Consider the following 13,243-nt stretch of genomic DNA (forward strand, 5'->3'; position numbering starts at 1 on the left):
CAGCCCACCCACCCGCACCGCCCGGAGCGGGGACCGGACCGGACCGCCCCGCCCAGCCTCCGCGCCGGACCGCGGTGATCAAGAGGTTTACGTCAAACAAAGCCCCATTCCTGACCTGAACCTCTTGATCACCGGGCCAAGCCGGGGTGGGGTGAGCCTGGGTGGGGTTTGGGGGGTGGGGTTTGGGGTTTGGGGGTGGGTTCGGGGGTGGTGGGGTCGTATCGGGTGGTTAGGGTGCGGGGGATGGGGCGTGGGGTGGTTGTCGCGATGGTGGGGACGGACGGGTCAGGAAAGTCGACCCAGGCCAGAGGGCTGGTGGGGCGGCTGAACGAGGCGGGGATACCCGCGACCTACCTCGAGAATGCCGGTGGACGGCCGCTGTGGAACCGGCTGGCGCGGGCGGTGGGCCGTCGCGACGGCGTGCATCTGTTCGGACGGCGCGCCTACCCGGTGCTGGAGGCGACGGTACGGTGGGTGGCGCTGGCACGTGCGGTGGCGGTCACCCGGTTGACCGGGCGGGTCGGGGTGATGGACCGCTGGACCTGGTGCCAATACGTGATCATGCGAGCCCGCGGCGACCGGGGTGTCGCGCTGGTCCGCGCCGCGTACGCCCTCTTTCCCCGGCCGGACCTGGTCTGTTTCCTGGCGGTCCGGCCGGAGCTGGCCCAGCGACGGGTGCTGGAGCGGGGCATCGACACCGAGGAGTTGGCCCACCTGACCGCGCTCGACGCCGGTTACCGGGCGCTACCGGAGTTCGGCAGCTTCACCCTGATCGACGGCAACGCCGCCCCGGCGACGGTGGCCGACGCCCTGGACCGGGCGGTCGCCACGGTGACCGGCAGGCGGTAGGGGTTTTGAGGCCACTCGAACATGGATCGAGCGCGATCTTGCACCTCGGTGCCACGCACGAACCCCGGCTGCGCGACCTGGGCGTACCGGCCGACTGGCACCCGCACGACCCCGGCTCAGCCCCGACGGTTCTGCAACCAGCGCAGCAGGTCCGACGGGAAGCCCTCGTCCGGTTGCGGCGCGCTGGGGGACGGCCGGGGCGTCGGACGCTGCGGGTTGCCGACGAGTTCCCGGCTGGGGGCGGTGAAATCGCGGACCGGCTGGCCATCCACGGCGGTACGGATGGTCCGGGCGACCGCCGTGATCACCTCACCCTGCACCGCCGCGCCGACCGCGTCGCTGGGGTCGTCGGGGTTGGCGGCGATGCCGGCGACCGCCACCTGCGGGGTGAAGCCGACGAAGGTCTCGGTGGCGTTCTGCTCCGAGCTGCCGGTCTTGCCGGCCACCGGGCGACCGACGATCCGGTCCACCCCACCGGCGGTGCTGCCGTTGCACTGCCCGTACGCCGACTGCTGGCCGACCGGGCAGCGGGCCGCGTCGGTGGCGGCGCGGGCCACGTCCGGCGTCAGCACCTGCTTGCAGGCCGGCTGCCCGACCGGCACGGTCGTACCGTCCGGGGCGGTCACCGAGACCACCGGGGTCGGCGCACAGTACGTCCCCTCGGCGGCCACCGTCGCGTAGGCGTTGGCCAGGTCGAGCGGGGTGGTGGCGGACACCCCGAGGGTGAACGCCCCCCAGTCGTCGGCGTCGTGCGCGGCGAGGTCGGCGTCGGCCGGCGCGCGGAAGGTTATCCCGAGGCGCTGGGCCATCTCCACCACCTTGGCCGGGCCGACCTGCTCTTCCAGCCAGACGAAGTAGGTGTTCACCGAGCGGCCGAAGCCGTCCCACATCATCCGGTAGCCGTCCATCCGCGCCGGGTTGGCGTTGGCCGGGCACCACCGGCCGTCACAGGACGCCTCCCCCTCGGCGGGGAACCGGGTGGTCAGCCGGCTCGGCGAGTCGAACCCGGTGGACAGGGTACGACCGTTCTCCAGCGCAGCCAGCATGGTGAACAGCTTGAACGTGGAGCCGGCCTGGTAGCCGGCGATGCTGCCGCCGCCGGATACCAGCGGGTTGACGGTCTGGCCGTCGCCCACCCCGTACTCCCGGTTGACGGCCAGGGCGAGCACCCGCCCGGTGCCGGGCTCGACGGCGGCGATCGGCAGGGCCCGGGCGTCGTCGGCGGGGTAGACCTTGCGGGCCTCGGCGACGGCGGTGGCCTGCACGTCGGGGTCGAGCGAGGTGACCACGGTGTAGCCGCCCCGGCGCAGCGACTGCTCCCGCTCCTGGGCGGTCGCACCGAAGGCGGGCTGATCCAACCACCAGCGGCGCAGGTAGTCGCAGAAGAAGCCGGCGTCGGCGCTGGCCGTGGCGGTGCAGCCGTTGGGCTGGGCCGTGGGGTGCAGGGTCAGCTTCTCGGCGCGGGCCCCGTCGGCCTGGGCGGCGGTGATCGCGCCGGTGGCGACCATCGAGTCGAGGACGTACCCGCGTCGCTTCAGGGCCGCGCCCTGGTCACCGTCGATCGGGCTGTACGCGTCGGGCGACTGGACCAGGCCGGCGAGCAACGCCGACTCGGCCAGGGTCAGGTCGGCGGGTGCCTTGCCGAAGTAGCGCTGGCTGGCGGCAGCGACCCCGTACGCCCCGGAGCCGAAGTAGGCGATGTTGAGGTAGCGGTTGAGGATCTCGTCCTTGCTGAGGGTCTTCTCCAGCTCGGTGGCGTACCGGATCTCCTGGAGCTTGCGCCCGACGGTCTGCTCGGTGGCCGCCTCCCGTTGCTCGGCGGTGGCCGTGGGGTCGGTCTTGAGCACGTTGCGCACGTACTGCATGGTCAGCGTGGAGCCGCCCTGGGCGGTGCCGCCGCCGGTGACGTTGGCGACCAGGGCGCGGGCCATGCCGCGCAGGTCGGCCCCACCGTGGGAGTAGAAGCGGCGGTCCTCGGCGGCGACGATCGCCTGCCGCAGTGTCGGGGCGATCTCGGCCAGCGGCACGTCGGTGCGGTTGACGTCGTAGAACGTGGTGAGCAGCGTCTTACCGTCGTTGGCGTAGAGGTAGGAGCGCTGCGGGGTGGCCGGGGTGCGCAGCGCCGCCGGCAGGTCGTCGAACGCCCCCAGGACCGCCTTGGTGGCGATGCCGGCGAGCAGGTTGCCCGGGAGCGCGGCGACTGCGAGGACCAGACCGGCCAGCAGGCCGGCGAGCAGCACGGTGAGCAGCCGCGTCAGCGGCGTCCGGGGTGAGGACATGGACGCAAGCATTGCCACCGCACCGGGTAGCAGCCCACTCCGCCAGCGGATTGTCAGGTAACTCACCGTAATCTGCCAGCGACTTCCCCGCCCCGTCCCCCTCCCGTCCCCGCATCCCCCGTCCATCCCGTCCATCCCCTCCGTCCCCTCCGTCCCGGCGGCTCGGTGATCAAGAGCTTTGCGTGCTCTCCGGCCGAATTCCTGACGCAAACTTCTTGATCACCGACCCGAGCCGACCCGAGGCGGGGGCGGGGTTAGTCCTTGTCGCTCCGCTGCGCGAAGCGGCCCTAATCGGGAGGAAGTAGGTCTACTTCCGAGTTAGGCGGCGGGGAGGGGGCCTTGCGGGCCGGGGGTGGGGTGGGGGTGGGGGTGGTGACGCTGGCGGTGGCGGCGTCGTGGGCGATGGCGGCCGGGAGGAGGCGGCCGGAGCGGTAGCCGATACCGACACCCGAGATCAGCACGAAGATCGCGCCGAAGGTCGGCAGCGAGCCGACCAGCGCGCCGCCCAGGCCGAGCAGCGGGGCGGCGATCATCAGCATCGCCCCGTCACCGATGGCGAACGCCCCGGAACGGGCCACCGCCCAGCCGGTGAGCAGCCACCCCGCGCTGTAGCAGGTGGCCCCGACCAGCACCAGCGTCCGGGCGGTGGTGCCGAAGACCGGGGTCTGCTCGGTCAGGCCGGCGAAGGGCAGCATCAGCACCGTGCCACCGATGCCCACCAGCAGGCCGGCCACCGCCGCCCGCCGGCTGCGGGTGGCCGCGAGCAGACCGGTGAGCGCGAGCAGGGCGAGCAGACCCAGCCAGATGGCGGCGACCCAGCCGAGCAGGTAGAGGGGTCGACCGTCGGCCGGGTACGGGTCGTTGCCGACCGCGCCGTCGCTGGCCATCGCCACCGCCCCGTAGAGCACCGCGTAGGCGGGCAGCAGCCAGACCGCCGCCCGGGCGAGCCGGCGCAGCGACCAGGCCCAACTGGCGTCGGTGGCCGGCGCTGACGGGCCGGGGTCACCGACGAAGGGCAGCACCCCGAAGCCGCCGCCGGTGCGCCGGGTGCCCAGCGGACCCGCCGGGTCGTGTGCGCCGGCAACCGGGGTACGGGAGAACAAGCGCTGCGCGGGTTCCTTCATGGCTCACCTCGTCTGCTCCGACGGGCGGCACGCGCGGCGACACCCGTCTGCTCCGACGGGTGGACCGGCACGCGCCCCCGTCCGCCCTCCCGACGGGCGGCACGGGACGCGCCACCCGGCTGCTGGCGACGGGCCGGCCGGAACGCGTCCGGCGCCCCGGTGCCTGACCACCACCCGTCCCTCAGGACCGATCGTGGCAGGCACCGGGGCGCCGGATGAGCGTTTCTCACATTTGCCGCCGGGGTGGGCGGCGGCGGGTCAGGCCCGTTCGCGCTGGTCGACCGGGTCGCTGACCAGGCTGGCCGGGGAGACCGGCTCGGGTGCCGGCAGCCCCTGCGGCACCTTGCCGCCGGTGGCCTGCGCCTCGGCGACGCGTACCTCGTCGTGGATCTGCTGGGCGGCGATGGCCGCCGCCTGCGCCGCCTCGGCGGCCTCCCGCTCTACCTCGCCGGCGCTGTGCTTCGCCTCCGGGGCCGGCTCGTCGCCGACCATCCGGCTGAGCCCGCCCAGCGCGCCGCCCATGCCCTCCAGGGCCTTGGTCAGCTCGGTCGGGATGATCCAGACCTTGTTGGCCGTGCCGTTGGCGATCTGCGGCAGCGCCTGCAGGTATTGGTAGGCCAGCACCTTCTGGCTCGGGTTGGCGGTGTGGATCGCGTCGAAGACCGTCCGGATCGCCTTGGCCTGACCCTCGGCCTGGAGGATCCGGGCCTGCCGGTCACCGTCGGCGCGCAGCACCGCGGACTGCTTGTCACCCTCGGCGGTGAGGATCTGCGACTGCTTGTGGCCCTCGGCGGTGAGGATCGCCGCCCGGCGGTCCCGCTCGGCACGCATCTGCTTCTCCATCGAGTCGCGGATGCTGGCCGGCGGCTCGATCGCCTTGATCTCCACCCGGGTCACCTTGATGCCCCACCGGCCGGTGGTCTCGTCGAGCACGCCGGAGAGGTGCCGGTTGATCTCCTCGCGGCTGGTCAGCGCCCGCTCCAGGTCCAGCGAGCCGATCACGTTACGCAGCGTCGTGACGGTCAACTGCTCGATCGCCTGGATGAAGTTGGCGATCTCGTAGGTGGCCCGGACCGCGTCGACCACCTTGTAGTAGAGGACGGTGTCGATCGACACCACCAGGTTGTCCGAGGTGATCACCGGCTGCGGCGGGAAGCTCACCACCTGCTCGCGCATGTCGACCTTGGTACGCACCGCGTCGACGAACGGGACCAGCAGGTTCAGGCCCGGGTTCAGGGTGCGCTTGTACTTGCCGAGCCGCTCCACCACGTCCTGACGCTGCTGCGGCACGATGCGTACCGCCTTCGCCAGCGTCACCACCATGATCAACGCTACGGCCACCAACAGGACCGCTAGAAATTCCATACCGTCACCTTTTCGCTTCCGGCAGCTCGCCGGGGGAGGAAATGTCGTCCTGCCACACCAGGGCGGTGGCGCCCCGGACCTTTATCACCTGCACCCGCGCACCGGGCTCGAAAGTCTGCGTCGCGTCGTACGGACGCGCCGTCCACAACTCGCCGTCGATCTTCACCATGCCCTGGTCGGCACCGACCTGCTCGATCACCAGTGCGGTGGCGCCCTCCAGCGCCGCCACCCCGAACGGCTGCTCGCCGCTGTCCACCGACGGCCGCATGTGCCGGCGGATCGTCGGCCGGGCGAGCGCCACCGTCAACGCCGACACCACGGCGAAAACCACCGCCTGCACGGCGACGGGCGCACCCAGCGCGGCGGCCCCGGCAGCGGCGAACGCGCCCACCGCGAACATGATCAAAAACAGCGTCGTCGTGAAGATCTCGGCGACGGCCAACAGCACACCCAGCACGATCCACACCACGGCGTCCACCCCCCGATCGTGACACGTCCACGCGAATCCACCCACTCCTGGTGATCAGTAAGCTCAGTTCAGGCCCGTTCCGACCGCCGCCAAGGAGCCGATCGTGACCCTGCTCGCCGAGACCGTCCGCCGGATCGACACCCTCGTGGCACAGGCCCAGGCCACCGGGCGTACGCCGTCGTTGGCGCTGGGCGTCGTACGGAACGGGACCCTGGTGCACCTGGCCGCCGCCGGCGACCACCCGCGCCCGGACCCCGACCTCCAGTACCGGGTGGGCTCGATCACCAAGACGATGACCGCGACGCTGCTGCTGGGGGAACGGGACGCCGGCCGGCTCACCCTCGACGACCCGCTGGAGCGGCACCTGCCGGGCACCGCCGTCGGCGGGCTCACCCTGCGCCAACTCCTCGGCCACGCCAGCGGCCTGCACCGCGAACCCGACGGCCCCTGGTGGGAGCGGACCGAGGGCACCGACCTGGCCACCCTGGTCGCCGGCGTGACCACGGACAAGGTCGGCTACCCCGCCTGGCGCGGCTACCACTACTCCAACCTGGCGTACGGGCTGCTCGGCGGGGTGCTGGAACGGGTCACCGGGACGCCCTGGGCGCAACTGCTGAGCACCCGGATCCTCGACCCGCTGGGCCTGCGGCGCACCACCTACCACCCCACCGCGCCGTACGCCCCGGGCTACGTGGTGCACCCGTGGCACGACACCCTGCGGGAGGAGCCGCGCACCGACACCGGGGCGATGGCCCCCGCCGGGCAACTCTGGTCGACCGTCACCGACCTCGCCCGCTGGGCGGCGTTCCTCGCCGACCCCGACCCCGAGGTGCTGGCCGCCGACACCCTCACCGAGATGTGCACCCCGGTCATCCTCAGCGACCTGGACTCCTGGCGTGGCGGCCACGGCCTGGGCCTGGAGCTGTACCGCGAGGGCGACCGGGTGTACGTGGGCCACGGCGGCTCGATGCCCGGCTACGTCGCCGCGCTGACCGTGCACCGGCCCAGCCGGACCGCCGTGGTCGGCTACGCCAACTCGTACGGGTTCCGCACCGGCCACATCGGCGGGCTGTCCCGGCAACTGCTCACCCTGGTCCTGGACGCCGAACCGACGCCGGTCACGCCCTGGCGGCCGGCCGCCGCCCCACCCCCGGCGGAACTGGCCGAGCTGACCGGCCGCTGGTGGTGGATGGGCATCGAGTACGAGGTCCGGGCCGACCCGGCCGGCGAGCTGTGGGCCGGCCGGCCCGGCGAGCCGACGCTGCGGTTCACCCGGACCGGACCGGACCGCTGGCGGGGCCGCTCCGGCGAGGAGGACAGCGAGGTCCTCGCCGTGCTCCGCGACCCGGACGGGCGGGCGGTGGGCCTGGACATCGGCACCTTCGTCTTCACCCGCACCCCCGACCAGGAGCCCTGACCGGGGCCGACGGGCCGGCGGCGGCGGGTGTCAGCCGGGTTCGGTGACGAAGTCGATCAGGCGTTCCATCGCGTTGATCAGCGGCGTCTCCACGTCGGCGAAACTGTCCACCCGGGACAGGATGCGCCGCCACATGTCGGCCGGCTCGGCCACCCCGAGGGCCGCACAGACGCCCTCCTTCCACGGCCGGCCCGGCGGCACCACCGGCCAGGCCCGGATGCCCAGCGCGGCCGGCTTGACCGCCTGCCACACGTCGACGTACGGGTGCCCGGTGACCAGCACGTGCGGGGAGTCCACCCGGGCCACGATCCGGCTCTCCTTGGAGCCGGGCACCAGGTGGTCGACGAGCACCCCCAACCGGCGGCCGGGGCCGGGGGCGAAGTCGCGTACCTCGGCGTCGAGGGCGTCGATGCCGTCCAACGGCTCCACCACCACGCCCTCGACCCGCAGGTCGTCGCCCCAGATCCGCTCCACCAGGGCGGCGTCGTGCACGCCCTCGACCCAGATCCGGCTGGCCTTGGCCACCCGCGCCCGGACGTCGGCCACGGCGATCGATCCGGAGGCGGTGCGGCGGCGGGCGGCGGGCACCACGGGGCGTACCGGCCGGCGCAGGGTCACCGGTGCCCCGTCGAGCAGGAACGCGGCGGGCAGCAGCGGGAAGACACGCCGCCGGCCGTGCCGGTCCTCCAGCACCACCGCCCCCGACTCGAACCCCACCACCGCGCCGCAGAACCCGGAGTCGGCGTCCTCCACCACGAGATCCACCTCGGCGTCGACCTCGGGGGTGACCTTCCGTCGCCGCCAGTCGCCCGCCAGCACGTCCTCGCCGTATCGCCCCGCCATGTCGATCACGCTAACCTCCGGCGCGCTCCGGCACCTCCCGACGCGCCCGTCCGACGTGCCGCCCACCCGGACCGACGCGCCCCGTCCGACCGCCGTCCGCGCGGGCCGACGTGCCGACCGCCCCGGACCGACGTGTTAACCGCCCCGGACCGACGTGCCGCCCGTGCGGGCCGCCACCTGCACCGGTGGGTGGGCCGTGGGACCCACGATCCGGCAGTCGAGACAGGGGCGGCGGGGAGCACGTACCCTTTCGGCATGTCCTCCCCCGCAACGGGCGCGGCCACCCTCGCCGCGCGCCGGTCGAGCCGTTTCGTGGCCTGGGTACGCGCCTGGCGGGCCGGCCTGGTGCCCTTCGACGAGGTGGCCGAGTCGGTCGCCGGTGACGAGGAGCACCTGGTCGCCGACGCGCCGGGCACCTGGCGGGACGTGCCGCTACGCGACGCCCTACCGACGTTGGCCAAGCTCTCCCCCGACGAGATCCGCCTGGTGCTGCCGGCACCGGGCGACCCGCGGGGGCTGCCCGGTCCAGGCGACTTCGCCGGGGCCGCGCTGCTGGCCGGGGAGGCCGTGGTGGCCGGTGGGCTCGGGCTGATCCCCGAGGTGCGCACCCACACCTCCGGCTCCGGGATGACCTGGGAGACGGTGCTGTGGCGGGTCTACCCGCTGCCGGCCGACGCGCCGAAGGCGTCGCTGACCGCGCCCGGAGCGGCCGAGGCGGAGGCGGAGCTGGCCACCGCGCTGGCCGAGTCCACCGCCGCGCTGACCCGCCTCGACGTGGCCCAGTGGCGGCCCGAGCTGGCCGGGGCGCTCGCCGCGCTGCGCCGCCCGGACGGTGCCACCGACCTGCCGCCCGGGTTCGACCCGCGCTCCCGGCGGCTGTTCGCCCGCGCCGCCGTCCTCGACCGGGTCCTCGCGCTGGCCGGGGAGAGCGCGCCCGGCGGAGCGATCAACAACCACGAGGCCCAGCAGCGCGACGCCGCCCTGCGCCCGCTCACCACCGCCTGTAGGCAGGCGCTGGTCGCCGCCTGCAACGCCCCGCTGCGCCCCTGACCGCACCCGCCGCGCACACCGGGCCGGGCCGCCCGCACCGCGCCGCACACCAGGCCGGGCCGCCCGCACCGCGCCGTATGCAGGGCCGAGCCGTCCGCGCCGGGACGCCATGCCCGCCGGCCGGGACGCCGCCCGCACCCGGACCGGATCGCGCCGGAACGGTACGGCTCAGATCTCGTCGATCAGGTCCAGCACCGAGTCGACGATGCGCGACGGCCGGTACGGGTAGCGTTCCGTCTCCGCCCGGGTGCTGATCCCGGTGAGCACCAGGATCGTCTCCAGTCCCGCCTCCAGGCCGCACAGGATGTCGGTGTCCATCCGGTCGCCGATCATCGCGGTGCTCTCCGAGTGGGCGTTGATGGTGTTCAACGCCGAACGCATCATCATCGGGTTGGGCTTGCCGACGAAGTACGGCTCCACCCCGGTCGCCTTCGAGATCATCGCGGCGACCGACCCGGCGGCGGGCAGCGCACCCTCCACCGACGGGCCGGTGACGTCCGGGTTGGTGCAGATGAACCGGGCCCCGTCGTTGATCAGCCGGACCGCCTTGGTGATCGCCTCGAAGCTGTAGGTGCGGGTCTCCCCCAGCACCACGTAGTCCGGGGCGAAGTCGGTCAGCACGTAACCGACGGCGTGCAGCGCGGTGGTCAGCCCCGCCTCGCCGATCACGTACGCGGTGCCGCCCGGCCGCTGGTCGGCGAGGAACTGGGCGGTGGCCAGCGCCGCCGTCCAGATCGCCTCCTCGGGCACCTCGAAGCCCATCCGGGTGAGCCGGGCCTGGAGGTCGCGCGGGGTGTAGATGGAGTTGTTGGTGAGCACCAGGAAGGGCTTGCCGGAGGACCGGAGCCGGTTGACGAACTCCGGGGCGCCGGGCACCGGCTGGCCCTCGTGCACCAGCACGCCGTCCATGTCGGTGAGCCAGCTCTGCACCGGTTTGCGGTCAAGCATCTGTCGTCCCAAGGGGGTGTCGGGGAGGGTGGGTCGTCGGCATCAGGGTCGGCGGGCGGCCGGCACGCAGCACGGGGTCGGGCAGCTGTCCCACATCGGCAGCTCACCGAGGCGACGGCGGGTCGCCGGCCCGTCGGGCGTGGTGCGTTCGGCCACCAGTTCGCGCACCATCGAAACGAACCTCGGGTCGGTGCCGGGGGTGCCCGCCCGGACGAAGTCCAGACCGAGCTGCTTGGCCGTCTCCAACGCCTCGGTGTCGAGGTCCCAGACCACCTCCAGGTGGTCGGAGACGAACCCGATCGGGCTGACCACCACCCCGGTCACCCCCTGCCCGGCGAGGGCGGTCAGGTGGTCGTTGACGTCCGGCTCCAGCCACGGCACCTGGGGCGGGCCGGAACGGCTCTGCCAGACCAGGTCGTAGGGCAGGTCGGGTGCGGCGGCGGCGTGCACCAGCCGGGCGGTCTCCGCCAGCTGCGCGGTGTACCGGCCGCCGTGCGGGCCGGCGGTGGCCGCCGCCGAGGTGGGGATGGAGTGCGCGGTGAAGACCAGCCGGGTGGTGTCCCGCCGGGCCGGGTCGAGCTGGGCCAGCGCCGAACGCACCGCGTCGGCGTGCGGCTCGACGAAGCCCGGGTGGTCCCAGAACTGCCGCAGCTTGTCGATCACCGGGGCGTCCGGGCCGACGGCGGCCCGCGCGGCGGCGATGTCCTCCTGGTACTGCCGGCACGACGAGTAGCCGCCGTACGCGCTGGTGACGAACGCCAGCGCCCGGGTGATCCCGTCGTCACGCATCTGCGCCACGGTGTCGGCGAGCATCGGGTCCCAGTTCCGGTTGCCCCAGTAGACCGGCAGGTCGACGTCGTGCGCGGCGAGGTCAGCCCGGATCGCGGCGAGCAGTTCGCGGCACTGCTGGTTGATCGGGGAGACCCCGCCGAAGTGCAGGTAGTGCTCGGCGACCTCGGCCAGCCGCTCGGGCGGCACCCCCCGCCCCCGGGTCACGTTCTCCAGGAAGGGCAGCACGTCCTCGGGCCGCTCCGGGCCACCGAAGGAGACCAGCACCAATGCGTCGTACGACATGGGGTCATTCTCCCCCGCGGCCGAAGACGGCCCGACGACGCCCCCTGGTCGCGGGCGTGCCGCAGGGGCCCCGGTCCGGGGCCCCTGCGGGCGGGTCAGGCGCCGAGGGCGTGGTAGCCACCGTCGACGTGGACGATCTCGCCGGTGGTGGCCGGGAACCAGTCCGACATCAGCGCCAGGCAGGCGCGGGCGGCCGGCTCCTGGTCGGTGAGGCTCCAGCCGAGTGGGGCACGCTCGGTCCAGGCCTGCTCGAACTGCTCGAAGCCGGGGATCGACTTCGCCGCCATGGTGCGCAGCGGCCCGGCGGCGACCAGGTTGCTGCGGATGCCCTGCTTGCCGAGGTGCAGCGCGAGGTAGCGGGAGGCGGACTCCAGCCCGGCCTTGGCCACGCCCATCCAGTCGTAGACCGGCCAGGCCTTGGTGGCGTCGAAGGTGAGCCCGACCACCGCACCGCCCGGCGACATCAGCGGCAGCGCCGCCATGGCCAGCGACTTGTAGGAGTACGTGGAGACGTGCAGGGCGGTCGCCACGTCCTCCCAGGAGGCGTCGAGGAAGCCGCCGCCGAGGCAGCTCTGCGGGGCGAAGCCGATCGAGTGGACCACCCCGTCGAGTCCGTCGACGTGCTCGCGTACCCGGTCGGCCAGACCGGCGAGATGCTCCGGGCTGGTCACGTCCAGCTCGATGATCGGTGCGGGCTGGGGCAGCCGGCGGGCGATCCGCTCGACCAGCGAGAGCCGGCCGTAGCCGGTGAGCACGACCTGGGCGCCGTTCTCCTGGGCGATCTTCGCCACCGAGAAGGCGATCGAGGCGTCGGTGATGACGCCGGTGACCAGCAGCCGCTTACCGGCGAGCAGTCCTGACATGTGTTGGCTTCCTCCGTACGTTCTCAGTGACCCATGCCGAGGCCGCCGTCGACCGGGATGACGGCACCGGAGATGTAGCCGGCGGCGTCCGAGGCGAGCCAGGTGACCACCCCGGCGACCTCGTCCGGCGCGGCGAACCGCCCGGCCGGGATGACCTTGCGGTACTCGGTGCGGCGCTCCTCGGGCAGCTTGGCCGTCATCTCGGTGTCGATGAAGCCCGGGGCGACCACGTTCGCGGTGATGTTGCGGCTGCCCAGTTCCCGGGTGATCGAGCGGGCCACCCCCACCAGGCCGGCCTTGCTGGCGGCGTAGTTGACCTGGCCGGCGCCGCCGTAGAGGCCGATCACCGACGAGATGAAGATCATCCGGCCCCACTTGGCCCGGAGCATCTTGGACGAGGCCCGCTTGGCGCACCGGAAGGCGCCGGTCAGGTTGGTGTCGAGCACCCCGGTGAACTGCTCCTCGGACATCCGCATCAGCAGCGTGTCGTCGGTGATGCCGGCGTTGGCGACCAGCACCTCGACCGGGCCGAGCTCGGCCTCGACCGCGGCGAAGGCGGCGTCGACGGAGGCCGAGTCGGTGACGTCGCACCGGACCCCGAACAGTCCCTCCGGCGCGTCGCCGCTGCGGTGGGTGACCGCCACCCGGTCGCCCTGCTTGGCGAAGGACTGCGCGATGGCCAGTCCGATTCCCCGGTTGCCGCCGGTCACCAGCACGGTACGGGCCACTGTCCCCCCTCGTTTCCACTGATCATTCCGGTCGGAGCCTAGGCGTTACCGACAGGTAACCGCTAACGGTCCGCCACCGGCGGCCGGCCGAGTACGCGTTCGCGCAGTCCCCGTTGTACGATCATCGTCGTCCGCGAGCCGAATGCGACTCGCGTTTCCGGGCCCGCCGACCGCAGGAGGTGATCGCTGTGCGAGATAGCGATCCTCCCAGTCGTGGCCGGGCCCTCCGTCAGC

Annotated in this window: 12 protein-coding genes; 3 read left to right on the forward strand and 9 right to left on the reverse strand. The window is 73.2% G+C overall.

Annotated features, from left to right (window positions below; genetic code table 11):
• Positions 1 to 243 precede the first annotated feature (243 nt).
• Positions 244 to 849: a thymidylate kinase gene (locus J7462_RS09725; RefSeq protein ID WP_219463639.1), complete on the forward strand. Its 606-nt coding sequence runs from the start codon at positions 244 to 246 to the stop codon at positions 847 to 849.
• Between the two features lie 116 nt (positions 850 to 965).
• Here J7462_RS09725 and J7462_RS09730 read toward each other — a convergent pair whose 3' ends face one another.
• The 4 genes from J7462_RS09730 to J7462_RS09745 all read right to left on the reverse strand — a co-directional run bounded on the left by J7462_RS09730 (position 966) and on the right by J7462_RS09745 (position 6,095).
• Entirely contained in the window at positions 966 to 3,194 is a 2,229-nt protein-coding gene (locus tag J7462_RS09730; RefSeq protein ID WP_219463642.1) for a transglycosylase domain-containing protein, read from the reverse strand.
• A 221-nt stretch (positions 3,195 to 3,415) separates the two neighbouring features.
• Positions 3,416 to 4,252, reverse strand: a complete 837-nt coding sequence (locus tag J7462_RS09735) for a hypothetical protein (RefSeq protein ID WP_255597658.1) — start codon at positions 4,250 to 4,252, stop codon at positions 3,416 to 3,418.
• Positions 4,253 to 4,510: 258 nt separating this feature from the next.
• Positions 4,511 to 5,617, reverse strand: a complete 1,107-nt coding sequence (locus J7462_RS09740; RefSeq protein ID WP_219463643.1) for an SPFH domain-containing protein — start codon at positions 5,615 to 5,617, stop codon at positions 4,511 to 4,513.
• 4 nt (positions 5,618 to 5,621) lie between these two features.
• The gene (locus J7462_RS09745) at positions 5,622 to 6,095 is read right to left on the reverse strand and encodes an NfeD family protein (protein WP_219463646.1); all 474 of its coding nucleotides are present in this window, start codon (positions 6,093 to 6,095) and stop codon (positions 5,622 to 5,624) included.
• Positions 6,096 to 6,189: 94 nt separating this feature from the next.
• On the opposite strand from J7462_RS09745, the gene J7462_RS09750 reads away from it, so the two are divergent.
• Complete coding sequence (locus J7462_RS09750) at positions 6,190 to 7,503, forward strand: serine hydrolase (RefSeq protein ID WP_219463649.1); 1,314 nt, start codon at positions 6,190 to 6,192, stop codon at positions 7,501 to 7,503.
• Between the two features lie 30 nt (positions 7,504 to 7,533).
• On the opposite strand, the gene J7462_RS09755 is transcribed toward J7462_RS09750, so the two are convergent.
• A complete protein-coding gene (locus J7462_RS09755; protein ID WP_219463650.1) occupies positions 7,534 to 8,346 on the reverse strand; it encodes a DUF3097 domain-containing protein in 813 nt (270 codons plus the stop codon).
• A gap of 255 nt (positions 8,347 to 8,601) precedes the next feature.
• On the opposite strand from J7462_RS09755, the gene J7462_RS09760 reads away from it, so the two are divergent.
• Positions 8,602 to 9,396 (forward strand): hypothetical protein, encoded by a 795-nt coding sequence (locus tag J7462_RS09760; RefSeq protein WP_208570883.1) that lies wholly within the window; start codon positions 8,602 to 8,604, stop codon positions 9,394 to 9,396.
• Between the two features lie 168 nt (positions 9,397 to 9,564).
• Here the strand turns inward: J7462_RS09760 and J7462_RS09765 are convergent, their stop codons facing one another.
• From J7462_RS09765 to fabG, 4 genes are all read right to left on the reverse strand, one after another.
• The gene (locus tag J7462_RS09765) at positions 9,565 to 10,344 is read right to left on the reverse strand and encodes an HAD-IIA family hydrolase (RefSeq protein ID WP_088645665.1); all 780 of its coding nucleotides are present in this window, start codon (positions 10,342 to 10,344) and stop codon (positions 9,565 to 9,567) included.
• Between the two features lie 42 nt (positions 10,345 to 10,386).
• A complete protein-coding gene (locus J7462_RS09770; protein WP_219463652.1) occupies positions 10,387 to 11,418 on the reverse strand; it encodes a ferrochelatase in 1,032 nt (343 codons plus the stop codon).
• Between the two features lie 95 nt (positions 11,419 to 11,513).
• Positions 11,514 to 12,281, reverse strand: a complete 768-nt coding sequence (gene fabI / locus J7462_RS09775) for an enoyl-ACP reductase FabI (RefSeq protein WP_219463653.1) — start codon at positions 12,279 to 12,281, stop codon at positions 11,514 to 11,516.
• 23 nt (positions 12,282 to 12,304) lie between these two features.
• Entirely contained in the window at positions 12,305 to 13,009 is a 705-nt protein-coding gene (fabG, locus tag J7462_RS09780) for a beta-ketoacyl-ACP reductase (protein WP_208570880.1), read from the reverse strand.
• Positions 13,010 to 13,243 lie beyond the last annotated feature (234 nt).

It is taken from the genome of Micromonospora sp. RL09-050-HVF-A (assembly GCF_019374995.1).
GTDB lineage: Bacteria > Actinomycetota > Actinomycetes > Mycobacteriales > Micromonosporaceae > Micromonospora > Micromonospora antibiotica.